Here is a 26,524-nt window from a genome sequence, read left to right on the forward strand (position 1 = left end):
ATTGTCTGATTAGTTATCTGTTAACTCTTCTTGGTTTAACTGCTGCTTCAGGAATATCCTGTACAGTTCTGAATCCGATATAGCTTCTTGCGGAATCTTTTCTTTCCCAATCTCTAGCACCTGTCATTAGTGCATATCCTATATCTTTCCAAGATCCACCTCTTACAGATTTCTTCGTATCCAACTTATCTTTAGTAGAAGGATTTAATGTAGAAGTGAACCCAGCTGAAGAGTTGTTAAACGAAGATAGTGTCCATTCAGAAACGTTTCCAGCCATATCAAATAACCCAAACCCATTTTTCTTAAATTTCTTAACTGGAGCTGTATATGTATAAGTACCTTTTTTCTCGTCTTCCATATAGTTACCTCTTTTCGGCTTAAAGTTAGCCAGATAGCAACCTCTGTCGTCCATTAAATACGGACCACCCCAAGGGTAAGTAGCATTCTGCATACCTCCTCTTGCAGCATATTCCCATTCAGTTTCTGTTGGAAGACGGAACTCTAATGGTCTTTGTTTTTTTCTTTTTAAACTTTCGTTGTAATCTGTTTTCAATTTAGATCTGAAGTTACAATAAGCCCTTGCCTGATCCCAGGTAACCCCAACAACAGGATAGTCTTTGTAAGCTTTGTGCCAGAAATACTGTTCAAACAATGGCTCATTGTAAGCAAAGTGGAAATCTTTTACCCAAACTGTAGTATCAGGATAGATCGCGATGCTTTCACTTTTCAGGTAATTAGCTCCTCTTTCGTTATCTGCAACTGCAGCGTCCATATCTCCCCAACGGTAAGTATATTTCAGCTTACTTACATCTAAAATTCTTTCGTTTCCGATTCTTGAAGAAGAAGGTAGATACAGAGATTCTAAAACTTCTGCGTATTCTACATCCGGATATTTTGATGTGCTCCAGTGTAAAGGGATTTTCCAATCTAATCTTTTGCTGGCATCATAGCTTCCGTCTTCTCGGCCACCCTGGCCTTCCATATATTCTTGATAAGGTGTTAAATTTTCTTCTTTTTTAGCAAGATATGCATAATCTCCTATTGCTGCTCCTTTACGTCCGCCTTCATCACCACCTTCTCCGGCAGCTTCAGCAAGTAAAGTTCTCGCGATAGAGTCTCTTACATAATTGATAAATACTCTGTACTCCGAGTTGGTAGTTTCTGCTTCATCCATGAAGAAAGAAGAAACAGTAACAGTCTTCAATGCTGCTTTTTCAGGAGTATTTGTTGGATCCTGGTCTGCTAAACCAGCAACAAATGAACCTGCAGGAATTGCAACCATTCCGTATGGTCTTTCCGCAACAAATGATTTAGTTTTTTCTCTTGGTATCAATTCACCTTTTGTTCCTGGCTTCCCTACAGAAGAGCTGCCACCACCTGAACAAGATACCGATGCTACCGACGCAGACAATAATAAAAGAAATATCCTTTTCATGTTAATTTTTATAATTAAGCCGTAAATATATAATTTTTTTAAGAAACTTTTAAGATTTTTTTTGAAATAACGGAAGAAATCTAAATTTATTTTATTTACAACAACTTTTTATTCCACGGTAACAGATTTTGCAAGGTTTCTCGGTTGATCTACGTTGGCTCCTCTATATACTGCTATATAATAAGCAAGCAGTTGCAGAGGTACGGAAGCAACGATTGGAGAGAAACATTCTGAAGTTTCAGGGATTTCGATAACATAATCTGCCATTTCACTCACCTGACGGTCTCCTTTATTAACTACAGCGATAATTTTTCCTTTTCTCGCTTTAATTTCCTGAACGTTACTTACAATTTTATCATAGTGGCCTTTTCTAGGTGCTATAATTACAATTGGCATATTTTCGTCGATCAGGGCAATTGGACCGTGCTTCATTTCTGCAGCCGGGTATCCTTCTGCATGGATGTAAGAAATTTCTTTTAATTTTAAGGCTCCTTCTAAGGCTGCAGGATAATTATATCCTCTTCCTAAGTAAAGGAAATTGGTAGCTTTCACAAAATCTTTTGCAATATTCTGCGTAAGCTCATGAGTGGTATTCAACACTTCTTCGATTTTCTTAGGAATAGCATCAAGCTCAGCAATTAGGCTCATAAATTCAGCGTTTCCTAAGTTTCCGTTGTGTTTTCCTAATTTAAATGCAATTAAAGTAAGAATAGTAAGCTGTGCCGTAAATGCTTTGGTAGAAGCAACCCCGATTTCAGGACCGGCATGGGTATATGAACCAGCGTCTGTAATTCTTGCAATGGAAGAATCCACAACATTACATATACCATATATAAATGCACCTTTTTCTTTTGCTAATTTTAAAGCAGCCATGGTATCAGCTGTTTCTCCAGATTGAGAAATGGCAATCACCACATCTTTATCTGTAATGATCGGGTTTCTGTATCTGAACTCTGATGCATATTCTACTTCCACAGGAATTCTTGCATATTCTTCTATCAGATATTCTCCGATAAGACCGGCATGCCATGAAGTACCACAAGCAATGATAATAATTCTGTTAGCATTTTTGAATCGCTCAACATGATCCCAGATTCCGGCCATTTTGATTACTCCCTCATCTACAAGAAGTCTACCTCTCATGGTATCGTGTACAGATTTAGGCTGTTCAAAGATTTCTTTAAGCATGAAGTGCTCGTATCCACCTTTCTCGATTTGTTCAAGACTCAACTTAAGTTCCTGGATTTCAGGCTCAATCTTAGAGTTTTCATTGATGGTTCTGATATCTACTCCATTTTCCAGAGAAATTGTTGCCATATGTCCTTCTTCAAGATATATAGCTTCTTTTGTAAATTCTACGAAAGGAGAAGCATCAGATGCAATAAAATATTCTTTATCTCCGATTCCGATTGCTAAAGGAGATCCTAATCTTCCTACAACCAATACTCCAGGATAATCTTCATGAAGTACAGTGATTGCATAGGCACCATATACTTCATTCAATGCATATCTTACTGCAGTTGGGAAGTCGATATCCGGATTAAGATCCATAAAATATTGAATAAGGTTTACCAATACTTCAGTATCTGTTTCTGATTTAAAAGTAAAACCTTTCTCAGTAAGCATTGTTTTAATGGTATCATAGTTTTCAATAATACCATTATGTACAATTGCAATTTTTCCGTTGTTTGACAAGTGCGGGTGGGAATTTCTGTCACTTGGAACTCCGTGGGTAGCCCAACGGGTGTGTCCCATTCCAATTTTAGACGTTCCTTTTAGTCCTTTTGAAATATTCACCAAATCCTCCACTTTACCCTTTGTTTTTTCTACTTCCAGCTTGTTCTCTGGTCCTTCTAAAACAATTCCGGCACTGTCATACCCTCTATATTCCAATCTTCTAAGACCATTAATTACAATTTCATAAGCGTCTTGAAAACCTGTATATCCTACTATTCCGCACATATTTTATTTTGTCTAGTGTTGTTTGTTTATCGTGTTCTATTTTTTCGTACCATAAGTCACCATTAGCTGGATTCTTTTTGGATTCGTATTGGCTTTATCTATACCTGTCAGAATAATTCTGTTCATATCAAATGCTCTTGTCGTATTACGAACTCCTAAAAGGGTTCCTGTAGTACTTGCAGCAAATGTTCCTGCAGTGATTATTAATGGTTTGTTAACGATCGGTTGCTCAGTTCCATCTACGGTTTCTTTTTTCCCTTCAACAAGATCCTTGATTGTTTTTGTGACTACAAAATCATAATAACCAGGCTCAGGTTTATCTTTAAAATAGTACAACCCAAGTCCGCTTGTCAGATCTGAAGTGAATGTTAATTTTGAATAATCAATTTTACCAGCATTTAATGTATTATTTAAAAGGGTAAACCTACGATCTTCGGTAGAGCCCGTATTTTTCCATGTTGAAGGATCAAGATAGATTCTGATCTTAGCACTTACAATACCTGCTTTATCTTTGATAAAAATATCCTTAAGTTGTGCAATAGTCTCATCCTTAATTTTTACTACCACAGAAGGACCTCCCATTCCCTGAACAAAAAGCCTTTCATCTCCTTCACTAGAATTACTTGCAGCCAGTGCAGCTGCAGCAGGTGATCCAGATCTGTTGTACTCATACAATCCGATATGAGCATTAGCACTTCCTAGGTTGAAATTAAGTGTTGTTTGTGGTCTTGTGGTTGTTCCGTTGTCTGTCTTATCATATTTGTAATACATGATAAGCTGCAAATCATTAGGAGAGAACTGGTACAGATATCTATCCGTTTCGTCCACCGAAATTTTTATTCCTTTAAAATATCTGATAAAGTTAGCAGCATCCTGAAGTTCAGGTTTTCCTTTTTTATCAAGAATATGAGTCTGGAAGAAATCTGTATTGCTCAATTTCATTCTGAACCCTAAGTTTCCGGTAAATACTACTGAGTTATCTGATTTTTTAGTAATAGATAAGGAGTTCATGTTACCATCAAATACTCCTGAACCTAATAGCTCACCAGTACTTACTGAGGCATTGGAACGTTTTAGAGCATCATTATTTGCATCTAAGAACGTAGTCACTTCATGTACATTGATTTTCATTGATTTTGAAGCACCCCCTATTTTACCGTATTTACGAACAGGGTAAGTTTTTTTCTCAATAGAAACTTCTGTAGCTACCCCGTCTACCGGGAAATCAGTTTTTGCGTATGTATTTGTCTTTAATGAATCGCTGCTTTCAAAGAAGTAAGTATTCGAAGCTGTATTTGCAGGTGGTCTCACTACAAGGACTACAGAATCAACTTTTGGATTCGCGCCGTTGAAGTCGAAATTATCTACCGGCATTCTTAGCTGCGTAACATAAGATGCTCTCTGCATTCCAAACTGGGATTCAGTAAAGGCTCCAAGAACGGCAACATTTGTGGTAGCACCTGATTCGTTCAATCCGCTGATCAATCTTGAAGCATCACTTCTGATTGAATCATTATTGTCGTAATTGTATGCTATAACAGGATATGCAATTTCATTGCCTTGTGCTGCATCACCATTAAACAGCTGCTCACCTAGAGAATCCGGATCCGGTTCACAGTTATAAAGCAATGCACTTCCAAAAATCGCCAATAGAAGTATGGCGAAAGTCTTTTTAAGATTATGAGTCATTAAAAATGTGTTTTTAATAAAGTTGATTTATAGAATCTACGTCCAGATACTCCGATTTCTGGGTTGCTGTTTCGTTGAAAGCCTTATCCAGGTCTTCATCCAGAAATTCATCCCCTTTTACAACGGCATCTACATAGTTCATACTCTCGATAACAAAACTTTTAATAGTTGGGTTATCTAACGCTTTTAATCCTGAAATATTATCAAACTGTAGCTTTTCATCGATCTTTTTGTCCAAGTCAGCATCTTTCTCATTGTAAAGAGAAAGTACAATTTTTGCGTCTTTGAAATAAGTATCTGATTCGTAGTAAGTTTTAAGATAAATTGGAACAAAAGAAGACATCCATCCATTTAAATGAATAACGTCCGGCACCCAGTTTAGTTTCTTAATGGTTTCAATAACTCCTCTGGCAAAGAAAATAGCTCTTTCGTCATTGTCTTCGAAAGGGTTTCCTTCATCGTCGAAATAATATTGTTTTCTTTTGAAGTATTCTTCATTATCAATAAAGTAAACCTGAAGTCTTTCCCCCGGAAGAGACGCTACTTTAATGATTAGAGGCTGGTCCAGGTCATTGATAATAATATTCATCCCTGAAAGACGGATTACTTCATGAAGTTGGAACTTTCTCTCACTTATTTGTCCAAATCTTGGCATAAAAACTCTTACATCATTGCCTTCTTGGTGCATCTTAAGTGCCATTTTGTTTACCACTGCAGCCATATTTGTATCTTCCTGATATGGATACATCTCTGTAGTAATGTACAGTATTTTTTGATTCGGCATAAACTTTCTATCTAATTTTTGTAAAAATGCTTTAATGTGCAAAATTACAAAAAAACATCCAACATTATTTTAATTAACATTTTTTTACGAAAATTCCCTTTTTCAAATTATTAAAAGTACATATTATTATGCGATATTTTTAGTATTTTTGAAATAGTATTAAAATAAACTATGGAAGTTCTAAAAAACAGAAAAGTCCTTCAGGATTTCATTGAAAGACAGAAAGAAATGGGAAAAAGAATTGGCTTTGCCCCTACTATGGGCGCCCTGCACAATGGCCATCTTTCTCTGTATGAAGAGGCAAGAAAAGAAAATGATCTTGTTATTTCTTCAATTTTTGTAAATCCAACTCAGTTCAACAACCCTGAAGATCTTGAAAAATACCCAAGAGATATTAACAGAGATATACTTATTCTTCAGAATTCAGGCCTTGTAGATGCTGTTTACATCCCGGAGGTAGCAGATATTTACCCTGAAAAAGCTGAAAGCCAATCGTATGATTTTGACGGATTGGAAAATGAAATGGAAGGTAAATCCAGGCCGGGACATTTCAACGGAGTAGGAACTGTTGTAGAAGAGCTTTTCAGACAGGTACAGCCTGATCATGCTTATTTTGGTGAAAAAGATTTTCAGCAGCTTGCTATTATTAAAAAAATGGTGGAGAAAAAACATCTTCCCGTTAAGATATCCGGAGTTCCTATTTACAGGGCAGAAAACGGACTGGCACTAAGTTCAAGAAACCAGAGACTTCATGAAGACCGAAAAGAAGCTTCTAAAATAATTTATGAGACTTTAAAAAAAGTAAACGACTGGTTCAGAACTGTTAGTATTCCGGAAATAAAGGAAAGAGTAGCTGATGTTTTTGACGATCAGCAGGGCATGAAGCTTGAATACTTTCTGATTGCTGATGAAAACACATTACAGGAGACTGATTTTTTCTATAAAGACAGAAGTTTCAGAGCCTTCATCGTAGTTGTAGTAGATGGAGTAAGATTAATTGACAACATGCACCTGGATTAATCTTTATCTATTAAAATATAATATCCCTGGCTATTTCGGCTGGGGATTTTTCATTGAGTGCACAAATAAAAAGACTAGGTTTAGACTTGAGTTGATACAAAAATCAAAGGCCTCCTGAAGGAAGCCTTTGAAACACCAAATCACAAAATATTAATATGAAAAAAATTTACTTTTCAGTAAACTTGTGACCCGGCTGGGATTCGAACCCAGGACCCATACATTAAAAGTGTATTGCTCTACCAGCTGAGCTACCGAGTCGGCCACAATTAAAATGAAATAAATTTCAATATTAATTATAAAATTTTCTTTGCAGTGCCTGCGACTGGACTCGAACCAGCACATCCTTAGGAAACCACCCCCTCAAGATGGCGTGTCTACCAATTTCACCACGCAGGCAATAAAATTACAAATTAAGTAATTATTATTGCTAGTGACCCGGCTGGGATTCGAACCCAGGACCCATACATTAAAAGTGTATTGCTCTACCAGCTGAGCTACCGAGTCGGCCACTTGTATAACAAGTTTTCATTTAAGTAATGTCCCTTGTTTTAAGTGGTGCAAAGATATGACTTTTTTCTTTATCTCAAAACTTTTTCGCAAATTTGTTAAAAAAAATTTCATGGTAATTTCATTGATCGGATACATGGGAAGTGGCAAATCTCACATTTCCAAAATATTAAGCGAAAAAATAGATTTTAAATTAATTGATCTCGATAAAGAGATTTCCAGAAGAAATAAATTAACCATCCCTGAAATTTTCGAGAAAAAGGGAGAAATTTACTTTAGAAAACTGGAAAGAGAGGCACTTGAAGAGATATTAGCTTCTGAAGAAAATGTGGTTTTAAGCCTTGGTGGAGGAACTCCTGTATATTATAATAATATGGAAATCATTAATCATAACTCCAAGAGTATTTTTTTAAGAACAGGGGTTGGAACATTGGTTGAAAGACTTTCAAAACAAAAAGAAAAAAGGCCATTAATTGCCAATATATCTGATGAAGACCTGCCGGAATTCATTGCCAAACATTTATTTGAAAGGAATCAATTTTACAGCAAAGCACAATTCACTGTAGGGACAGATTCCAGAGAACCGGAAGACATCGTCAACGAAATAATAGAAAAGCTCTATCTCTAGAGCTTTTCTATCTTATTATTAACCTGAGTTCGGGTTAAGTAAAGTAATATTGAAGGCGGGAAGCGAGAAGCTGGAAGCTGGAAGAAATAGGATGGAGGTAATTATTTTTAGTTATAAAATTACAGTCGCATCACAAGTAAATACAGAAGTTGTTTCAACTTATCAAAAAATATTGGATATCTATTAAAACCATTAAGAAGGATTTAAGAAATAAAGTATAGTTAAGATGAATCATTCTGATTTTAAGCTTAAAGCGAAGCTCATCTTAATACTCTCAACACCTTAATACATCTTAATGTTTCAATAAACAAAAGTTTAAACAATTTGAAATTGACTCTTAAAAAAGAGAAACAGCCATTGTTGATGCTCTTCATACCTTCCTTCTCCCAGCTCCCAGCTCCCAGCTTCAAAACCATCTCAATCAGGAATTCTTATCCCGAACTCAGGTTATTAATCTTCACCATCGGCTTCGCTGCCTGTTTCTCCAAAGAAATCATCCCAGTCTGTAAAATCGGAGTCGATATCGTTTCCTACATAGTCGTCCATTTCTCTTCGGTCTTTTTTGGTAGGCCTTCCCTCTCCTTTATTTCTGTAATAGTCTTGTGACATTTTACGGAGTTTCAACAGTTCGTACTGCTCTTTATCTGTCACATCCTGGATGTGAAGAGGGACCAGCTTGGCACCTATTCGGCTTTTAGGAATCTGAATTACCTTTATTTTATAATCAATCTGATTCTTACGGATTTTAATAGTATCTCCTTCTTTTACCTCTTTAGATGACTTTACGGCAGACGTTCCTATAGAAACTCTATTCTTTTTAATCTCCTCTGCTGCAATACTTCTCGTCTTATAAAAACGAATGCTCCATAAAAATTTATCTATTCTCATAATTTTTTATACTTTTGCCGTTATATTATTTGTAAAGTAATTAAAGTTTTTTGAAATGAAAAAAATATTTTTATATATCCTTGCAGGATCTTTGTGTTTTTCTGCTTGTAAGAAAGATGATGATGTATCAACCTATGTAGAACCGGAAGATATTGCTACGCAAAACACCTATGATGATCAGGCCATTAAGAAATTCATGGATGAGAATTATCTCGATGCACAGGGTAATATAAAAGCTTTCAGTTCTACGGATACTGCAGATGATAACGAAAAGAAATTATCTGAGTTGTCACCTATAACCCTTCCTTCAGGAACAATCTATATTATGAGAAACGGAGCTCAGCCTGTTAATCCTGCCGATGATCAAACGATCAAAGATGATGATGTTATTAAAATCATGGGAAGAGTGTACTCCTATCTGGCTGTTAATTCTGACGGTAACACTTTATTTCAAGCAAAAGCTGCCTTTTTAAATACTATTGACGGAACAGGTGTTCCTGTTATTGACCCTATGTTTTATTACGTAAAGAAATCAATATTAGAGGCTGGTACAACAGATGCTTCAAAAAAAGCAAGTTATTATCAAATTCCTGGTTTCAGAGAAGCTTTGTTGAAATTCAAATCATTCAAAGATCTTCCCAGTGAAACCCCTTATAATTTACAGGGAGTAATCATTGTTCCTTCAAGAGCTGCTTTTGCAAGAAACCCTCATTATCCTTATTTAAATACTTCTTACAGAAATAAATCGTTTGTGTTCAACTTTCAGATTTATGGAAGATCGGACAGACCAAGTGGTGAAAAACAATAATAAGTAAAAAATAAAATATAAACATCCCCCAAATTGTTATTTGGGGGATGTTTATTTATTAGTATCAATTAGAATTACGATCTTGCTTTCTGTTTTACATTTCCTAAAATATCAGGGAAGTATAAATCTGCAAGGTGGTCAAACTCATCTCCTCTCATAAACATGGTAGCATCCACTTCTTCATAAGAGCTTCTTCCTGCAGCAGCAATCAGTTCATTGCAGGTATGAAGTGTATTTTTGTGGAAGTGATATACTCTTTCAGCTTTATCCGTCACATCCAGTCCTTTAATCAGCATTTTATCCTGTGTTGCTACTCCTGTAGGACAGTTGTTTGAGTTACATCTCAACGCCTGAATACATCCTAAAGAAAACATAAATCCTCTGGCATTGTTACACATATCTGCACCCATTGCAACTGCTCTCAGAATATCAAGGCTGGTAAGAACTTTACCACTGGCGATCACTCTTAATTTACTTCTCAGATTATAGTTATTAAGCGTTCTGTTCACAAAGATCAACGCAGGTTCTAAAGGCATCCCTACTCCATCAGAGAATTCTGGTGGTGCAGCTCCTGTTCCTCCTTCTGCTCCGTCTATAGTGATAAAATCAGGATAAATCTTCAGAACATTCATCTGTACACAGATATCTTCAAATTCTTTGGTATCACCAATACAAAGTTTAAAGCCAACCGGTTTTCCTCCGGAAAGGTCTCTTAATTGCTGTACAAACCTCAGCAGTCCGGCCGCATCAGAAAAAGCGCTATGTGAGGGTGGTGAAATAACAGTCATTCCCGGTGTTACGTGACGAATTGCTGCAATTTCCGGTGTGTTTTTTACTCCTGGAAGAACTCCTCCATGTCCCGGTTTTGCTCCCTGTGATAATTTAATTTCCACCATTTTCACATTCGGGAGGGTGGAATATTTTGTAAATAATTCAGGATTGAATTTTCCTTCTGCGTCACGGCATCCAAAATACCCTGTCCCAATCTGCCAGCATAAATCTCCTCCTTCCATATGATAAGACGAAATTCCTCCTTCTCCTGTATTGTGGTAAAAGTTTCCTTTTTTAGCTCCTCTGTTCAGTGAGATCTGTGCTCTGTCACTCAAAGCTCCGAAACTCATCGCAGAGATATTGAATAAAGAAGCATGATAAGGCTGTGTACACTGCTCTCCTCCTACCCATACTCTCGGAAGTTCTTCTGATGGCGATTTTGCATAAATAGAATGCTTGATCCCTTCGTATTTTCTGTGATTTACTTCCAGCTGTGTACCAAAAGCTACAGTATCACTTAAATTTTTTGCACGTCTGTATACTGCAGAACGCTGGTTTCTTGGAAATGGTTTCCCATCTGTCTCCCTTTCTATAAAGTATTGCTGCATTTCGGGTGAAATACTTTCGAAAAAATACCTGAAGTATCCCAATACAGGAAAGTTCCTCAAAATAGCATGTTTCGATTGGTAAGCATTGTAAACACCCAATGCATAAATTGCGGATAACAGCGTTGGTATCCAGTAATGCGCTCTGATCAGTATTGCTATAATCCATGTAGCAACTACTAATACAATTCCCCAAGATAAAAACTTATCTCTCATGAATGTAGTATTTAAAGTTTAAAAATAAATTTAGTAGAATTTTTGCAAAGAGCCTATGCTTTTGCTAAAAAATTTTGGTAAGAAGATTGCACAGAAACCGTGCCATCTGACAGGATTTTTTCTAAATTTAGAAATTCAATTTGGTTGATGGATGCAGGATCAAAGTCTTTCTGGACTCTCACATAGTTTTCTGTGAAGCCGAACATTTTCCCGTCTTTATTTTCATGCTCCCAAAGAACAGGAAGCGTTTTTCCAAGTTGTGTCTGATAAAATGCCATTTTCTTCTTTTCAGAAAGAATTCTCAACATTTTATTACGTTTTTTTCTTTCTGCAACAGGAACTACGCCTTCCATGGCTGCGGCTTCTGTATTTTCCCTTTCAGAATAGGTAAATACGTGAAGGTAAGTGATAGGAAGCTCATTAAGGAAATTATAAGTTTCCATAAATCTTTCTTCCGTTTCTCCCGGGAATCCTACAATAACATCCACACCGATAGCCGCATGAGGCATAACCTCACGGATCTTGTTCACTCTGTCATTATAAAGCTTGGTGAGATAACGACGTTTCATCTTTTTCAAGAGATCATCGCTTCCGGACTGTAACGGGATATGAAAATGCGGAACAAAGCTTTTGCTTTTAGAAACCAGCTCAATACTTTCATCTTTTAAAAGATTGGGTTCAATAGAAGAGATACGAATTCTTTCAATTCCTTCTACTTTATCCAGTTCAGAAATAAGATCAAGGAAGGTATGCTCGTGTCTTTTATTTCCGAATTCTCCTTTACCATAATCACCGATATTCACCCCTGTAAGAACAATTTCTTTGATGTCTTTTGCAGCAATTTCTGTCGCATTTCTGAGAACGTTTTCGATGGTATCGGAACGTGAAATTCCTCTGGCTAACGGAATGGTACAATAGGTACATTTATAATCACAGCCATCCTGTACTTTCAGGAAAGCTCTGGTTCTGTCTCCTATAGAATAACTTCCGATAAAGAAATCGGTTTCTTCAATTTCACAGGAATGAACAACACCTTCACTTTCAGATTTCTCCAAATCGTCAAGGTAGCTCAGAATATTGAATTTTTCTTTTGCTCCTAAAACAAGGTCAACTCCTTCAATCTGTGAAATTTCTTCAGGTTTTAACTGTGCATAGCACCCAACAATTACAACCAGTCCTTCAGGATTGGCTTTCATTGCTCTTTTCACGTGAAGTTTACATTCACGGTCAGCATTTTCTGTCACAGAACATGTATTGATAACATACACATTCGCTTTTTCATCAAAGCTTACCTTATCATAACCTGCATCTGTTAATTGACGGGCAATAGTAGATGTTTCTGCAAAGTTTAATTTGCAGCCAAGTGTATGAAACGCGGCAGTTCTATGAAAAGTAGACATTTGTTACTCCTGAATTTTATGGGTGCAAAGATAGTAATTTTAATAAGAATCCAAGATTGATTCAATCTATTGTTTATATTCGTCTCTTACTTCGGGGCTGTTTTGAAAGCAGACGGGTGATGAATTGGTCTCCGGATCCTGATTTGAAAATTTGGTTTTCATTTCTGTATTAAACTGTTGAGATCGGTTTCTGGCAATTGAAAGCGTATTCCAATCTTCATTCTTTATCATTTTAGCGATATAAACCATCTGACCGATATGGTAAGGATAATGAGCCAACTGACGAAGAACGGCATCAATAACCGGATGTGCTTCTCCTCTGATATACGTTGTGGAATAGAGATTCTCCTCGTTTATTTTATCAAGAGCATCAAAGAAACATTTCCAACCCTGTTCCCAAAAATCCAGAACTTGCTCTTTAGTGGTAAAGGTATTGACAAATTCTCCGTCACGGTTACGCCAGGATTTCTCTCCGTCTTCAGTGAGGAAATTGGTCCATCTTGAAAGCATATTTCCTGCAAGATGTTTCACAATAATGGCAATAGAATTACTTTCTTCATTATACTGCCAGAACATCTGCTCATCTGTTAACTGTTCAAAGGTTTTATCACCAAGAGATTTATAGTATTCAAAACGTTTTACAAACAGGTCTTTCATTCTTTCTATTTTGATAACTAATTTAAAAACTTTTAAAAATAAAAACCACCTCGATTGAAGTGGTTTTTTCTATCTGTTTTATATACTATTCTCTGTTTTTCACCAATACCCAACCTGTGAATTTAATGGCTGTATTCTTTTTATCATTTTCATTCCATGTGATAGAATACCAGTATGTTCCTGTAGGGACTCTTCTTCCACCCTGAGTACCATCCCATTTATAGCCATTGGATCTGTCTGCCTGGAAAATTTTGTTTCCATAACGATCAAAGACATTCATGATCAGATTTTGTTTGTTAGCCAAGGCTGAATAATCAATCACATCATTTATTCCGTCTGCATTAGGGGTAATCACATTGATCAGATTAGGGACAACAATTCCTATCTCAATCGGATCACAATCAAAGGCATCTTTTACGTATACTTTATGATCTCCTCTTGACAGATTATTGAAAGTATTGGAATCCTGCCAGATGATATTATCTATTGAATATTTATAGGCTGGAGTTCCTCCTATGACAGATACCGTGATTGTATTATTTGAGATATCAATACCGGAAACAACCGGCTGTTCAGAAGGAAGTACTTTTACAGTCTGTGTTGTAACACATTCTCCTGTTTTAAGCTTTACCCGGTATACACCTATTCCGGCTTTGATCGTTTGTGTAGTAGCTCCTGTGCTCCATTCATAACTTTTAAATCCAGGCCCTGCATCCAGCGTTGTCTGGTCTTCAGCACAAATAGTCACATCTTTAAGTTTATCAGAATAGACAGGTGGAATAACCGCTAAAGTAACCTTCGCCACATTATAACATCCCTGAGCATTAGAAACTCTTATATATACAAATCCATTAGGAGCAATGTAATTATTGGCATTCAGAATCTCATTGGTCTGATTAAGAGCATCCGTTAATGAAGGGTAATATTTTTTTGTCGGATTGGTTTGTCCGGTCACCGAAGCATTCACAAGATTAAAAGAGGCAGTAGACGGACTGGCTTCGATGAAGCATGATCTCAGGGTTGTTTCATTCACTACCACTACCGGATAAAACTTCAAAGTAATCTGTGCGACTGCAGTACAACCAAACTCAGATATTATTTTTACATAAATAATTCCTTCCGCAGATACAAACGCCATTGGGGTGGTAATCTCATTGGTTCCGGCGTTGAGATCCGCCATCGTATGATAATATTTTTTAGTAACATTAGGGTTTCCAATAACGTCCGCTGTGGTTAAATCAAATACAGCTGTACCTGCATTATTATTGTTACATTGGGTCAAAGTTGCATTTTTTGCTGTAATAGAACCATCTTTAAATTTAAATGTTCCGACCTGTTTACACTTATTAAGCGGATTAGATGCATTGGCTGGGTCGGTATAATTGATGCTGTAATAATAGACAGTTGTTGTATTTACTGTGATAGGAGCTGTAATAGGGTTATTCCCTGTTAAAGCATCATTTTGACTCAGATGATAGCTTACTCCAAAATTTTGATTTCCGTTGAGAATTCCAGAGGACAATGTTGAAAAATCAAATAAAGCCGTTGTAGAGCATATTACCACTTCTCTTGGATCACCAGGATTTGCCGCCGGAATTCCAGGAGGATTAAAGGGCTGAGTCTGGATATTTGGATCTGTAAAAGGTGAAGCCAATGTTGCAGTTCCTCCCCATGTCAAAGAAAACGGAGCTGTTGTAGAACTGGTACTGCTCACCCAGTTGTCAATAAACAAATAATAAGTCTGCCCTGGCAAAACATCAAGATATCTGCAATAAGGAGTTAAAGAACCTCCTGCAGCACTTAAAAGCGTACTTGTCATATTTAATCCCGTTGCAGGACCTGGCCCAATAACTGTTGCAGCATTACAGCGTATTGGTGAGCCTAAACTTCCACAGTTTACATTGGGGCCAAAAATCGCCCAGTCATAATCAGCATCCGGATTATTAGGAACCAGATCAAAAGTAAGAGTTCCTCCAGTAGCAATTGTAATTTTATACCAGATTGAGTTGTGCTCCCCTGTAAAGTCTATACAGCTTCCTGAGTTGACCAATTCTTTTATATTGCCATATCCTGTAGGGCTATACGTAATATTTGAGTTTCCACAGACAGACAGTGCAGTAGCACAGTCGGCCTGAGCATAGAAAGTATGAGAGAGGCTGAGAAGTATAAAAAGTAAAAATTTTCTCATAGATTAATGTTTTTATGGTTACATTAGTTATACATTGTATTGATTTTCAATGCACATCAAATATAATCTTATTTTAATTAAAAACAATAAAATCTAAATAATTTTAAACTATTACAAATTAAAACACTGAATATTTTTCAATTATTCATCTTACAATCAATTAAATCATAAAATAACCAAATACAACCAATCTACTTTATGCTTGTAATATTTCCGCACAAATTCTCCAGGTGAAATATTTTATGGAAAGGACTTTTCACTTCTCTCAAATGTTCTTTATCCTGAATGAAGGTATATCGTGAAGCAATAGAATTCATATCTGAAACAATCACCAGCCAGCATTCATCTACAGAGGTGTCGTAGTAAGGAAATTTTTCGTTCTTTTTTTCAATGAGTTCCAGAATCTTTTCGGAGCATAGTTCATCAAACAGATTCATGCTGTATTCATGAGTTATGAATACATTTCTACGATGGAAAGATTTTCTTACACTTTTCACACAGCCCACTCCTTTATTTTTTTTGATGCTCTTATAAATGCTGATGATGTTTTCCTGCTGTACTTCCAGATTATCAAATTTGGTTTCCGGATGGAATTCTAAAAAATAAACACCACGATATTTCGTAGTGTCTTCCTGTTCTAATAATATTTCTGCCTGACGGAACATTTTATTCAAAGTACTTTCTACTTTTTTCATTTCCAGATGATTGATCACTTCGGTCAGCTCTATTCCGATTTTTTTGTCGTTTAATTTGGCGATAAAGTCTGGACTTTCGCAGGTAAGGTTTTCAAATTTCACTTCGGGGAAGTGATGCATAAAAGAATTGAGAAGCAGAATCTCGGATTTCTTTCTGTATTTTTCACGGTCATGCAGCGGAGATTCGTCTATGGTACGGTGATACTTCTCTATGGGCTTTTTTTTCAAATGCCGGTTCAGGTAATATAAACTCAGATTCTTGATCAGATCTTCTTCAGAAAACGTCTTTTTCATGTGTGATTTTTTTATTTAATTAAAGAACACATGCAGCCAATGGCTTTCATTATTAAAAGTTTTTGATAATCAAAAATTTACACTCTTAAAGGTAAGTAAAAAAACAATTCAATACTTAGTTTTTTAATTAATTTATCGATTAATTAATGTAAAGTTTATTTTCATAATTAATACCTTTGTCTTTTTAAACACAAACCCACATTTATGGATTTTAGGAATTTCAGAATACCCTACACGATCAATCCTCAATATTCAAAAAAGACCGTCTATTTCTCAATGGAATTTGCTCTTGAGCAGGTACTGAAAATATATTCGGGAGGACTTGGCTTTCTGGCAGGATCTCACATGAGAAGCGCTTATAATCTTAAGCAGGATCTTATCGGAATTGGTATCTTATGGAAGTTCGGTTATTATGACCAGGCAAGAAATCACGATCAGACTTTACAACCTGTATGGACGAGAAAAATGTACAGTTTTCTTGAAGACACCGGAATAAAATTCCAAATCGAAATCCACAGTGCTCCGGTTTGGGTAAAGGTTTGGTATCTTGATCCTGAGATTTTCAATACGGCACCTATGTTTTTCCTTTCCACAGATGTTCCGGAAAATGATCACGTTTCAAAAACGATCTGTCACAAATTGTATGATGCCAATGAATCCACAAAACTTGCACAATATATTTTACTGGGAAAAGGAGGCGCCAAGTTACTGGATGAAATGAATATTGAAAGAGAGGTTTACCATCTTAATGAGGCCCATGGACTTCCGGCAGCCTTTCATCTTCTGAGAAAATATAACGGAGACCTTAATAGAGTGAAAGAAAAACTCGTTTTCACCACTCATACTCCGGAAGAAGCAGGTAATGAAAAGCATAGTTTCAGATTATGTTATGATATGTCCTATTTTTCAGGATACAGCATGGAAGAAGTAAAAAAGATTGAAGGATCTGATGATGACCGTTTCAATCACTCTCTCTGTGCCTTAAGAATGGCAAGAATGGCCAATGGTGTTTCCCAGCTTCATGGGGTAGTTTCCAGAGCCATGTGGAATAAATATCCGGGAATCTGTGAAATCACCTCTATTACCAATGCTCAGGAATTTAAATATTGGTCTGATAAACCTTTATACAATGCAAAAGATGAAAATGATGCCACTGCTTTCGATTTCCGCAAGAAATATTTAAAGAAAAAACTGTTCAGTATTGTGGCTGATCAAACAGGAAATTTATTTAATCCCAATGTCTTTACGATTGTATGGGCAAGAAGATTTGCAGGCTATAAAAGAGCAGAACTTCTTTTGCATGACAAGGAAAGATTTTACAGACTTCTGAATCATCCAAAATATCCGGTACAGATCATTTGGGCAGGAAAACCTTATCCAATGGACTACTCAGCAATTTCTACATTCAACACCCTGGTGGAAGAAAGTAAATACCATAAAAATATTGCTGTTCTTACGGGTTATGAGCTTTCTTTAAGTAAATCGTTAAAACAAGGTTCTGATGTATGGCTTAATAACCCAAGGGTTCCAAGGGAAGCTTCCGGAACTTCCGGTATGACAGCTGCCATGAACGGTTCTGTCAATTTATCCACAGACGACGGCTGGATCCCTGAATTTGCAAAGCATGGAGAAAACTCTTTCGTTGTTCCTAAAGCAGATTATCAGAATATGAGCATTTATGAACAGGATAATTATGATTTAAATACATTGTATGAAATCCTTGAAAACGAAATTCTTCCCACGTATTATGATCGCCCTGATGAATGGAGAAAAATTCAGCATAATGCAATGAATGATGTGAAAGATCATTTCAACAGCGACAGGATGGCAGATGAATATTACAGGATACTTTATAATGAAACGAAATAATCTATTTATTTTTCGTTTTTCAATACAAAATGCCCGGAAAAAATTTCCGGGCATTTTGTATTGAAGTTTATTTGCTTTTTTTCTTTGAAGGTACTTTTAAACCTTCTTCCCTCGCTTCAGAAATACCAATGGCTATGGCTTGCTTTCTGTCTGTCACTTTTTTTCCGGAAGACGATTTTAGTTTTCCTTCCTTGAATTCGTGCATTACTTCTCCTACTTTGTCCTGAGCTTTATCTGAATATTTTGTTTTGCTCATGATCTTTTTTTTAAGATTTTGGCAGGGAAACCCCTAGTTCATAAACACAGGCATGCTTCAAATATTTTGAACGCTCTCTCGATGTTACCGATTCAAACTGATCATTTTTGATCACAATAATCGGGTCTTCTATATTTTCAATTTCAAAATTAGCAAAGTATCGTTCGTCCGGACTGGTTTTATCATTTCGTGCTTTTATTTTCTGCAGCTCATCCGCATATTTTCTGAATCCCGGATCTGAAGAATGGATAAATTTATACTCATCGCCTGCATACACATAGTAATGAATTTTTTTCTCTATCAAACCCGCTTCATCTGTAATTTCGGGATTATCATTTCCGTCTCTAAACACCACTTCTACCAATGTTCCTCCTTTTTTATGAGCACATTCTTCGGCATCGCTAAAGCTGGAAAAACCTGTATAAACAATCTGGTCGTTTAATACATAACGGTTCAGTTTCTGGTTGTATGCATTCGTTTCCATAATTATTATTTCATTTGATTTATACTTATTATATATTCAATTTTTTTGCCAAATTGGCTTTTTAAAGAAATTTCATTAATGAATATTTTCAATTACTCCAGATTCGAAAACTAAAAAACATTTTCCTGAAAGAGTAAGAAAAAATGATATCAGGTCCTGATTTTTATTTTATATGGTTATGTAAGTAAGAATTATTAAATTTGGAATCATTAAAATTGAAAATGAAAAAACTCCTTTTAACTCTTACTGTTGCTGCCGTATTTCAAAATATCTCAGCACAGGAAATTACTTTAGATAAAATATATTCAGGATATTACCGTGGGAAAGGGATTGCAGGAATCTCATCTATGAAAAACGGAGAGAACTATCTTGTCATTGAACCTTCAGGAATTGCAAAATATTCTTATAAAACTTCACAAAAGGAAGGAAATCTTGTGGATGGAAGGTTTGAAAGCTATATTTTTTCTGATGATGAATCTAAAATCCTTTTACAGACAGGAAGCCAGCCTATTTACAGACATTCTTTTCTGGGAAAATTTGATGTAAAAGATTTAAAATCCGGGAAAGTAATAAGCCTGAATGAAGGAAAACCGGTTCAGGAGCCAACATTTTCACCAGATGCTACAAAAGTGGCGTTTATATCTGACAATAATCTTTTCTATCAGGATCTTAGCTCAGGAAAAATCACACAAATTACTACGGATGGTAAAAAGAACTCTATCCTGAATGGTTTGGCAGATTGGGTATATGAAGAAGAATTCGGGCATGCAAGACAATATGAATGGACAAAAAATTCTGATGCCATCGTATTTGTGAAGTCTGACGAAAGCCAGGTTCCGGAAATCTATATTCCGATTTACGGGAAAAACCTTTACCCTGCTGAGATGCGTTATAAATATCCAAAAGCAGGTGAAAAGAACTCTGTAGTTTCAGCACAGTTATACCGTCTTGATAACGGGAAAACGATGCAGCTGAATTTAGGTTCTTTCAAAAACTATTACATTCCGAATGTATTCCAGACCGCAAAGCCTGATGAGATTGTTTTAATTACTTCTGAAAGAATCCAGAATGCTTCGGATATTTTAAAAGTAAATACCAAAACAGGAGCAGTTCAGAAACTGTTTACTGAAACTGATGATAAATGGATTGATACAGACAGCCCTACTCTTGAATTCCTTGAAGACGATTCTTTCCTTTGGGCTTCTGAAAGAGATGGAAACCGTCACCTTTACTGGTATGATAAAGACGGTAAGTTGAAAAAACAGATCACAAAAGGAAACTGGGAGGTAACGGATTATTATGGTTTTAATCCAAAATCTAAAGAAATTTACGTTCAGACTACTGAAAAAGGAAGTATTAATAAGGTGATTTCCAAAGTAAATATTGAAAACGGAAAAACTCAGCTGATCTCTAATGCAGAAGGAAACAATTCTGCTAACTTCAGCAAAAACTATAATTATTTCATTGAAACTTCCTCTACAGCTGCAAAACCTTATACATACGTTTTAAAAGACGGTAACGGAAAAGCAGTAAAAGAACTTCAGAACAACAATGATCAGCTTCAGAAGTTGAAGACTGATAATTTTGTTGAAAAAGAATTCATTACGATTCCCAATGCTGTAGGCGATCAGATGAATGCCTGGATCATGAAGCCTAAAAACTTTGATCCGAATAAGAAATATCCTTTATTTATGTTCCAGTATTCCGGCCCAGGATCTCAACAGGTTGCCAACTCATGGGACAACGGAAATGCCATGTGGTTCAATCACCTTGTACAAAAAGGATATATTGTTGCTTGTGTAGACGGACGTGGAACGGGTTACAAAGGAGCAAAATATAAGAAAGTAACCTATATGAATTTAGGAAAATATGAGATCGAAGATCAGATCACTGCAGCCAAGTGGTTCGGGAATCAATCTTATATTGATAAAAGCAGAATCGGAATGTTTGGATGGAGCTTTGGGGGTTATATGACCAGCTTAGCAATGACTAAAGGTGCCGATGTTTTCAAAGTAGGAATTGCTGTAGCGCCGGTAACCAACTGGAGATATTATGACTCTGTGTACACAGAAAGATTTATGAGAACACCTCAGGAAAACCCTGATGGATATGATAAAAACTCTCCTACAGAATATTCGAATCTGTTGAAAGGTAAATTCTTATTAATCCACGGAACTGCTGATGATAACGTTCACTTCCAGAACTCTATGGAATTCTCTGAAGCTTTGATTCAAAACAAAAAACAGTTTGATTTCATGGCTTATCCGGATAAAAACCATGGAATTTATGGTGGACAGACAAGACCTCAATTGTATCAGAAAATGACGGATTTTATTTTGAATAATTTATAAGTATTCAACGTACATCTCATAAAAATCCCTTCCAGAATTTCTGAAAGGGATTTTTTTTATCTGGTATTAAGGATATTTTACAGCACACTATTGTCATTCTGACGAAGGAAGAATCTCATACGCGGCTTAGATCCTTCATTTCACTTCGTTACATTCAGAGTGACAGAGTCATAATAATAATCTTTCTTGTATACAACATCATACGCAAACCTGTTGCTTTGAGAAAAACAAATAAATGTTCCTAATAATAACTTTTTCATCATTTAAAATCTGCAATTTAAAATAAAATTATTACTACAGACCAAAATGGTTTTCTATTTATTTCATTAATCATTTAGGTATGTATTATTTATTTTATCAATTGAAATTAAAAACTTATTTTTGGGAAATTTGAAAATTGATTATATGAAGACTAAACATCCTAAAGGGCTACCCTATCTATTCTTTACAGAAATGTGGGAGCGTTTCGGGTATTACCTGATTCTTGGAATCTTTGTTCTCTATGTTATTGAACCTACGGGCATGAAAGGCGGACTTGGACTTCCGGATAAAACTGCTGATGACATTTTCGGAACTTATATTGCCTTAACTTATCTGACTCCATTCATTGGAGGATTCCTGGCTGACAGGGTTTTAGGGTATATTAAATCTATTTATCTCGGAGGCTTTTTAATGGCTGCAGGATATATAGGAATGGGAGTTTTTAAAGATTTGCCTTTGTTTTATGCTTCCCTGGCATTAATTATCATTGGAAACGGTTTCTTTAAACCTACTATTTCAACTTTACTAGGAAATCTTTATTCTGAAGAGCCTTATAAAGCAAATAAAGACTCGGGATACAATATTTTCTATATGGGAATCAATATCGGAGCATTTATCTGTAACATTATTGCGGCTTTCATGCGTAATAAATTCGGTTGGGGTGAAGCTTTCATCACTGCTGGAGTAGGAATGCTTATCGGAATGGTTATTTTTACTATCGGAAGAAAACATTATATCCACGCTGCACAGATGAAACCTGTACAGGAAGGAGATACCAAACTTTCTGAAATTCTGATCAAAGTATTCGTTCCTGCTATCGCTGCCGGGGCAATAGGTTGGTTTATTCCTGGAAATATTTTCGGAAGTGATAGTACGGATGCCTTTATTTTCGCTTGTATACCTGTTATTTATTTCTATGCTTCTCTTTATTTTAAAGCTAAACCAGATGAAAAAGCCTCTATCGGAGCATTACTTTCTGTATTCCTGATCAGTATGTTCTTCTGGGCTGTTTTCAAACAGAATGGTACCGCTTTAACAAGATGGGCTAATTATTATACGGATAGAAGTGTTCCTGCTTCTCTTGAAAAACCATTGGAAGGAATTTATATGGTGGAAGGGAAAAGTTATGAAGATAAGGAAACTCCTGTTTATGACAATCAGTTCCGTTCTCAAAAAGATGATAACGGGGAAACAAAGAAAGAAATGGGAAAAGATGTTTATTTTAAAAACATATCTCCCGAACAACGTGCTGCTCTTGAGAAAAACCCTGAAAACAAAGTATATTTATACAATACAGAATTATTCCAGTCTATCAATCCATTCTGGGTTATTGCTTTAACCCCGGTTATTGTAGGATTCTGGGCATTGCTGAGAAGAAAAGGAAAAGAACCTTTAACGCCTACTAAGATTGTTTTAGGGCTATTCATTTCAGGACTTTCTTGTCTGGTAATGGTTTTAGCAGTAATGGCCGGAGACAATGGATCTGTAAAAGTCTCTCCTCTATGGCTTGTTGCCAGCTACGGAGTGATTACCATCGGAGAGCTATGCCTTTCTCCAATGGGACTTTCATTTGTATCTAAACTTTCTCCAGCGAGAATTACGGCATTGATGATGGGAGGATTTTTCCTTGCTAACTCTGTGGGAAATAAACTTTCCGGAATCCTGGCAAGCACATGGTACAATTACGAAAACAAAACGAATTATTTCCTTGTGAACTTCGCTTTGTTAATATTTGCTACACTTTTAGGCCTTTCTATGTTAAAAAGGCTGAATAAAATTATGACAGAAAAAGGGCATTAAAATCCTTAATATTATAAAGATAAGTAAGCTGCGGAAGAGTTCCGCAGCTTTTTTATTTAAAAATAAAATTAAAACCTTGCCAAAAACCCAAAATAAACTATATTTGTCAGTCTTAACAAAAATTAACAATAGAAATGGATAATATTGAAGCATTGAGTCCGAAACCGGATGAATTTGTAGAGAATAAGAATTCCAGGCATCCTAAAGGATTATGGGTTCTTTTCGGAACAGAAATGTGGGAGCGTTTCAACTTTTATGGAATGAGAGCTCTTTTGACGCTCTTCATGGTAAATTCCTTATTGATAAAAGAAGCTGATGCAGCGATCATCTATGGTGGATTTCTAGCTTTATGTTATTTAACCCCTCTTTTAGGAGGATTTATTGCTGATAAATATATCGGAAACAGATATGCCATCATCATCGGAGGATCGTTAATGGCTATCGGCCAGTTCTTATTATTCATCAGTGCCTCTACTTTCTCTGCGGATATTGGAAGTGCCAAACTTATCATGTGGCTGGCGTTATTCGTTATTATTTTCGGTAACGGATTCTTCAAACCAAATATTTCCTCAATGGTAGGAAGCCTTTATCCGAAGCAGGAAAAATCTAAACTGGATTCTGCTTTCACCATTTTCTATATGGGGATCAACATCGGGGCTTTCTTAGGTCAGTTTATCTGTCCATACGTAGGAGACGTAAAAGATGCTGCAACTGGAGTAAGAGATATCTTCGCTTTCAAATGGGGATTCTTAGCTGCTTCTATTGCCATGGTAATCGGAACAATTACATTCTTTATCCTTAAAAACAAATACGTAGTAACTCCGGAAGGAAGACCTATCGGAGGGTTACCAAAAAATAATACAAGTGCTGACTTCGAAGAAGGAGAAACACAAACTGCTAAATTCTCAGGTCAGGCTTTAGGAATCACCGGAGGAATATTTGTTGTTTTATTCTTCGTTTTCAGATACCTTCTTGTAGGTGAGTTTGGATTCAACTCCGTAGAAATGGGACAGTTGATTAAAGGGATCATTTATCCATTCATCTATTCGGCTGGTATTGCTCTTGCATTCTTAATTATGTCTTCTGCTGAAAACAAGGTGGAAAGACAGAGAATCTGGGTAATCTATATTGTATCATTCTTTATTATTTTCTTCTGGGCTGCATTTGAGCAGGCGGGATCTTCATTAACATTTATTGCAGATAACCAGACTGACAGAAACATTTTCGGATGGAATATGCCTCCTTCAATGGTACAGATCTTCAACGGTATTTTCGTAGTTCTTTTAGCTGTTCCTTTCAGTTTATGCTGGGACAAGTTAAGAGCTAAAGGAAAAGAGCCAGTATCTCCATTCAAACAAGCAATGGGATTAGCATTGATCGCACTTTCTTATTTCATCATTGCACACAATGTAAAAGATCTTGGAAACTCAGGGTTATTAGCCATCAAATGGTTAATGTTACTCTATTTCATCCAGACTTGTGGTGAGCTTTGTCTTTCTCCAATTGGCTTATCACTGGTTGGTAAACTGGCTCCGAAAAGATTTGCTTCATTATTATATGGTGTTTTCTTCATTTCTAACGCTGCTGGTTATGCATTAGCAGGTTCATTAGGAGCACTTATCCCTGCAACAGGTGATAAATTCAAAAAAGCTCAAGAAATGGGTGTTAATTTACAGGATGTTTTGGATAAAAAAGTAACACTGACAGCTGATCAGGTTGCCGCTTTCGATAAAGCTCAGCTTCCATTACACAACCCTACTTTTGTAGGATTTGAGATTCACAATCTATTCGAATTCTTCATGGTATTCGTAGTACTTTGTGGTATTGCTTCTGTTATTTTAGGTTTAATTTCACCTATCTTGAAGAAAATGATGCATGGTGTAAACTAATTGTATCAACAAAATATAATAAAACCTCTGCCAAGTCAGAGGTTTTTTTTATTTTCGTATGATGGAAATTTCCGAAGATTCTTTATTCCAATCCGTAAAGGAAATCATTAGACAGTCGCGCGAAAAAGTTTTTCGGATAGCGAATTCTACTCTACTGCTCACGTACTGGCAGATTGGAAAACTTATTGTTGAAGATGAACAGAATGGAAAAGAACGTGCACAGTATGGAAAATATACGCTGAAAAAACTTTCTGAAAAACTCACTTTGGAATTTGGAAAAGGGTTTGATTATACCAATCTATCCAATATGCGGAAATTTTACACAGCATTTCCAATTGTTGACGCATTGCGTCAACAATTAAGTTGGACACACTATAGACTCTTGATAAGGCTTGACCACGCTGATAAAATGAATTATTATATCAACGAATCCGTTCAAAATAACTGGAATTACAGAGATCTCAAAAGACAAATCAATTCGCTTGCTTACGAAAGGGTTTTGGAACATAAAAAATCTTCTCCGGAAAGTATTCACAGTGTTTTAAAAGATCCTTATATTTTTGAATTTCTTGGGTTAAAAGCTGATGAACAATTCTCCGAAAAAGAAATCGAAACAGCCATTATTGATCACATCCAAAAGTTTTTACTGGAATTCGGGAAAGGATTTGCTTTTGTAGCCAGACAACAACATATTTCAACTGATACCTCAGATTTCTATATTGATCTTGTCTTCTATAATTACATCTTAAAATGCTTTGTGATCATCGACCTGAAAACAGGGGAACTTTCCCATCAGGATATTGGGCAGATTGATATGTATGTGAGAATGTATGATGACCTGAAACGCGGTGAAGGAGATAACCCAACCATTGGAATTTTATTATGTTCAGAAAAAGATGAAACTATTGTAAAATATTCCATTTTGAATGATAAAAACAATTTATTTGCCAGCAAATACCTGCTGTACCTCCCAAAAGAAGAAGAATTAAAACAAATTATTGACCAGGACAGAATCCGTTTTGAACTGGATCAGAAAGATAAAAACCCTTAATTAGAACTTAATCATA

Annotated in this window: 20 protein-coding genes and 3 tRNA genes; 8 read left to right on the forward strand and 15 right to left on the reverse strand. The window is 36.1% G+C overall.

Annotation, left to right across the window (positions count from 1 at the left end; translation table 11 throughout):
• Positions 1 to 13: 13 nt before the first annotated feature.
• From gldK to NK356_RS10215, 4 genes are all read right to left on the reverse strand, one after another.
• On the reverse strand, positions 14 to 1,435 hold the full coding sequence (gene gldK / locus NK356_RS10200; RefSeq protein ID WP_034693708.1) for a gliding motility lipoprotein GldK: 1,422 nt from the start codon (positions 1,433 to 1,435) through the stop codon (positions 14 to 16).
• Between the two features lie 108 nt (positions 1,436 to 1,543).
• Positions 1,544 to 3,397, reverse strand: coding sequence for a glutamine--fructose-6-phosphate transaminase (isomerizing) (gene glmS / locus NK356_RS10205; RefSeq protein ID WP_034693705.1), 1,854 nt, complete (start codon positions 3,395 to 3,397; stop codon positions 1,544 to 1,546).
• A 36-nt stretch (positions 3,398 to 3,433) separates the two neighbouring features.
• A complete protein-coding gene (locus tag NK356_RS10210) occupies positions 3,434 to 5,086 on the reverse strand; it encodes a DUF4270 family protein (RefSeq protein ID WP_051934259.1) in 1,653 nt (550 codons plus the stop codon).
• A gap of 13 nt (positions 5,087 to 5,099) precedes the next feature.
• Entirely contained in the window at positions 5,100 to 5,870 is a 771-nt protein-coding gene (locus NK356_RS10215) for a glycogen/starch synthase (protein ID WP_034693703.1), read from the reverse strand.
• Positions 5,871 to 6,041: 171 nt separating this feature from the next.
• On the opposite strand from NK356_RS10215, the gene panC reads away from it, so the two are divergent.
• Positions 6,042 to 6,890 carry a pantoate--beta-alanine ligase gene (panC, locus tag NK356_RS10220; RefSeq protein WP_034693700.1) on the forward strand — a complete coding sequence of 283 codons (849 nt, stop codon included), beginning with the start codon at positions 6,042 to 6,044 and terminating at the stop codon, positions 6,888 to 6,890.
• 185 nt (positions 6,891 to 7,075) lie between these two features.
• Here panC and NK356_RS10225 read toward each other — a convergent pair.
• The 3 genes from NK356_RS10225 to NK356_RS10235 form a co-directional block, all read right to left on the reverse strand.
• Positions 7,076 to 7,148, reverse strand: a tRNA-Lys gene (locus NK356_RS10225).
• A gap of 55 nt (positions 7,149 to 7,203) precedes the next feature.
• Positions 7,204 to 7,286, reverse strand: a tRNA-Leu gene (locus tag NK356_RS10230).
• A gap of 35 nt (positions 7,287 to 7,321) precedes the next feature.
• A tRNA-Lys gene (locus NK356_RS10235) sits at positions 7,322 to 7,394 on the reverse strand.
• A gap of 115 nt (positions 7,395 to 7,509) precedes the next feature.
• Between NK356_RS10235 and NK356_RS10240 the strand changes: the two genes are divergently transcribed.
• The gene (locus NK356_RS10240) at positions 7,510 to 8,025 is read left to right on the forward strand and encodes a shikimate kinase (protein ID WP_034693808.1); all 516 of its coding nucleotides are present in this window, start codon (positions 7,510 to 7,512) and stop codon (positions 8,023 to 8,025) included.
• Positions 8,026 to 8,475: 450 nt separating this feature from the next.
• Here NK356_RS10240 and NK356_RS10245 read toward each other — a convergent pair whose 3' ends face one another.
• Complete coding sequence (locus tag NK356_RS10245) at positions 8,476 to 8,913, reverse strand: RNA-binding S4 domain-containing protein (protein ID WP_253316909.1); 438 nt, start codon at positions 8,911 to 8,913, stop codon at positions 8,476 to 8,478.
• 55 nt (positions 8,914 to 8,968) lie between these two features.
• Here NK356_RS10245 and NK356_RS10250 point away from each other — a divergent pair, with 55 nt between their 5' ends.
• Positions 8,969 to 9,721, forward strand: a complete 753-nt coding sequence (locus tag NK356_RS10250) for a hypothetical protein (protein ID WP_034693695.1) — start codon at positions 8,969 to 8,971, stop codon at positions 9,719 to 9,721.
• Between the two features lie 74 nt (positions 9,722 to 9,795).
• On the opposite strand, the gene NK356_RS10255 is transcribed toward NK356_RS10250, so the two are convergent.
• The 5 genes from NK356_RS10255 to NK356_RS10275 all read right to left on the reverse strand — a co-directional run bounded on the left by NK356_RS10255 (position 9,796) and on the right by NK356_RS10275 (position 16,547).
• Positions 9,796 to 11,313 (reverse strand): FMN-binding glutamate synthase family protein, encoded by a 1,518-nt coding sequence (locus tag NK356_RS10255; RefSeq protein WP_034693692.1) that lies wholly within the window; start codon positions 11,311 to 11,313, stop codon positions 9,796 to 9,798.
• 53 nt (positions 11,314 to 11,366) lie between these two features.
• Complete coding sequence (mtaB, locus tag NK356_RS10260) at positions 11,367 to 12,713, reverse strand: tRNA (N(6)-L-threonylcarbamoyladenosine(37)-C(2))-methylthiotransferase MtaB (RefSeq protein ID WP_034693689.1); 1,347 nt, start codon at positions 12,711 to 12,713, stop codon at positions 11,367 to 11,369.
• 66 nt (positions 12,714 to 12,779) lie between these two features.
• A complete protein-coding gene (locus NK356_RS10265; RefSeq protein ID WP_034693686.1) occupies positions 12,780 to 13,370 on the reverse strand; it encodes a DUF1572 family protein in 591 nt (196 codons plus the stop codon).
• Positions 13,371 to 13,455: 85 nt separating this feature from the next.
• On the reverse strand, positions 13,456 to 15,558 hold the full coding sequence (locus tag NK356_RS10270) for a T9SS type B sorting domain-containing protein (protein WP_253316910.1): 2,103 nt from the start codon (positions 15,556 to 15,558) through the stop codon (positions 13,456 to 13,458).
• 191 nt (positions 15,559 to 15,749) lie between these two features.
• Positions 15,750 to 16,547 (reverse strand): hypothetical protein, encoded by a 798-nt coding sequence (locus NK356_RS10275; RefSeq protein ID WP_034693680.1) that lies wholly within the window; start codon positions 16,545 to 16,547, stop codon positions 15,750 to 15,752.
• A 204-nt stretch (positions 16,548 to 16,751) separates the two neighbouring features.
• On the opposite strand from NK356_RS10275, the gene glgP reads away from it, so the two are divergent.
• Positions 16,752 to 18,416: an alpha-glucan family phosphorylase gene (glgP, locus tag NK356_RS10280; RefSeq protein WP_034693672.1), complete on the forward strand. Its 1,665-nt coding sequence runs from the start codon at positions 16,752 to 16,754 to the stop codon at positions 18,414 to 18,416.
• Positions 18,417 to 18,483: 67 nt separating this feature from the next.
• Here glgP and NK356_RS10285 read toward each other — a convergent pair whose 3' ends face one another.
• Together NK356_RS10285 and NK356_RS10290 are read right to left on the reverse strand one after the other, a co-directional pair.
• Complete coding sequence (locus NK356_RS10285; protein ID WP_034693670.1) at positions 18,484 to 18,672, reverse strand: DUF6496 domain-containing protein; 189 nt, start codon at positions 18,670 to 18,672, stop codon at positions 18,484 to 18,486.
• 10 nt (positions 18,673 to 18,682) lie between these two features.
• Positions 18,683 to 19,156 carry a hypothetical protein gene (locus tag NK356_RS10290; RefSeq protein ID WP_034693667.1) on the reverse strand — a complete coding sequence of 158 codons (474 nt, stop codon included), beginning with the start codon at positions 19,154 to 19,156 and terminating at the stop codon, positions 18,683 to 18,685.
• A gap of 221 nt (positions 19,157 to 19,377) precedes the next feature.
• Between NK356_RS10290 and NK356_RS10295 the strand changes: the two genes are divergently transcribed.
• From NK356_RS10295 to NK356_RS10310, 4 genes are all read left to right on the forward strand, one after another.
• On the forward strand, positions 19,378 to 21,507 hold the full coding sequence (locus NK356_RS10295; RefSeq protein WP_034693663.1) for a S9 family peptidase: 2,130 nt from the start codon (positions 19,378 to 19,380) through the stop codon (positions 21,505 to 21,507).
• A gap of 405 nt (positions 21,508 to 21,912) precedes the next feature.
• The gene (locus NK356_RS10300) at positions 21,913 to 23,568 is read left to right on the forward strand and encodes a peptide MFS transporter (protein WP_034693660.1); all 1,656 of its coding nucleotides are present in this window, start codon (positions 21,913 to 21,915) and stop codon (positions 23,566 to 23,568) included.
• A gap of 134 nt (positions 23,569 to 23,702) precedes the next feature.
• Positions 23,703 to 25,457, forward strand: a complete 1,755-nt coding sequence (locus tag NK356_RS10305; RefSeq protein ID WP_079240545.1) for a peptide MFS transporter — start codon at positions 23,703 to 23,705, stop codon at positions 25,455 to 25,457.
• A 58-nt stretch (positions 25,458 to 25,515) separates the two neighbouring features.
• A complete protein-coding gene (locus NK356_RS10310) occupies positions 25,516 to 26,508 on the forward strand; it encodes a YhcG family protein (protein WP_253316911.1) in 993 nt (330 codons plus the stop codon).
• Positions 26,509 to 26,524 lie beyond the last annotated feature (16 nt).

Origin of the sequence: Chryseobacterium sp. S0630 (assembly GCF_024158915.1) — a bacterium.
Classification (GTDB): Bacteria; Bacteroidota; Bacteroidia; order Flavobacteriales; family Weeksellaceae; genus Chryseobacterium.

Coding starts and splice junctions, on each gene's coding strand:
- gldK (WP_034693708.1), bottom strand. CDS start 1,435: ATGAAAAGGATATTTCTTTTATTATTGTCTGCGTCGGTAGCATCGGTA.
- glmS (WP_034693705.1), bottom strand. CDS start 3,397: ATGTGCGGAATAGTAGGATATACAGGTTTTCAAGACGCTTATGAAATT.
- NK356_RS10210 (WP_051934259.1), bottom strand. CDS start 5,086: ATGACTCATAATCTTAAAAAGACTTTCGCCATACTTCTATTGGCGATT.
- NK356_RS10215 (WP_034693703.1), bottom strand. CDS start 5,870: ATGCCGAATCAAAAAATACTGTACATTACTACAGAGATGTATCCATAT.
- panC (WP_034693700.1), top strand. CDS start 6,042: ATGGAAGTTCTAAAAAACAGAAAAGTCCTTCAGGATTTCATTGAAAGA.
- NK356_RS10240 (WP_034693808.1), top strand. CDS start 7,510: ATGGTAATTTCATTGATCGGATACATGGGAAGTGGCAAATCTCACATT.
- NK356_RS10245 (WP_253316909.1), bottom strand. CDS start 8,913: ATGAGAATAGATAAATTTTTATGGAGCATTCGTTTTTATAAGACGAGA.
- NK356_RS10250 (WP_034693695.1), top strand. CDS start 8,969: ATGAAAAAAATATTTTTATATATCCTTGCAGGATCTTTGTGTTTTTCT.
- NK356_RS10255 (WP_034693692.1), bottom strand. CDS start 11,313: ATGAGAGATAAGTTTTTATCTTGGGGAATTGTATTAGTAGTTGCTACA.
- mtaB (WP_034693689.1), bottom strand. CDS start 12,713: ATGTCTACTTTTCATAGAACTGCCGCGTTTCATACACTTGGCTGCAAA.
- NK356_RS10265 (WP_034693686.1), bottom strand. CDS start 13,370: ATGAAAGACCTGTTTGTAAAACGTTTTGAATACTATAAATCTCTTGGT.
- NK356_RS10270 (WP_253316910.1), bottom strand. CDS start 15,558: ATGAGAAAATTTTTACTTTTTATACTTCTCAGCCTCTCTCATACTTTC.
- NK356_RS10275 (WP_034693680.1), bottom strand. CDS start 16,547: ATGAAAAAGACGTTTTCTGAAGAAGATCTGATCAAGAATCTGAGTTTA.
- glgP (WP_034693672.1), top strand. CDS start 16,752: ATGGATTTTAGGAATTTCAGAATACCCTACACGATCAATCCTCAATAT.
- NK356_RS10285 (WP_034693670.1), bottom strand. CDS start 18,672: ATGAGCAAAACAAAATATTCAGATAAAGCTCAGGACAAAGTAGGAGAA.
- NK356_RS10290 (WP_034693667.1), bottom strand. CDS start 19,156: ATGGAAACGAATGCATACAACCAGAAACTGAACCGTTATGTATTAAAC.
- NK356_RS10295 (WP_034693663.1), top strand. CDS start 19,378: ATGAAAAAACTCCTTTTAACTCTTACTGTTGCTGCCGTATTTCAAAAT.
- NK356_RS10300 (WP_034693660.1), top strand. CDS start 21,913: ATGAAGACTAAACATCCTAAAGGGCTACCCTATCTATTCTTTACAGAA.
- NK356_RS10305 (WP_079240545.1), top strand. CDS start 23,703: ATGGATAATATTGAAGCATTGAGTCCGAAACCGGATGAATTTGTAGAG.
- NK356_RS10310 (WP_253316911.1), top strand. CDS start 25,516: ATGATGGAAATTTCCGAAGATTCTTTATTCCAATCCGTAAAGGAAATC.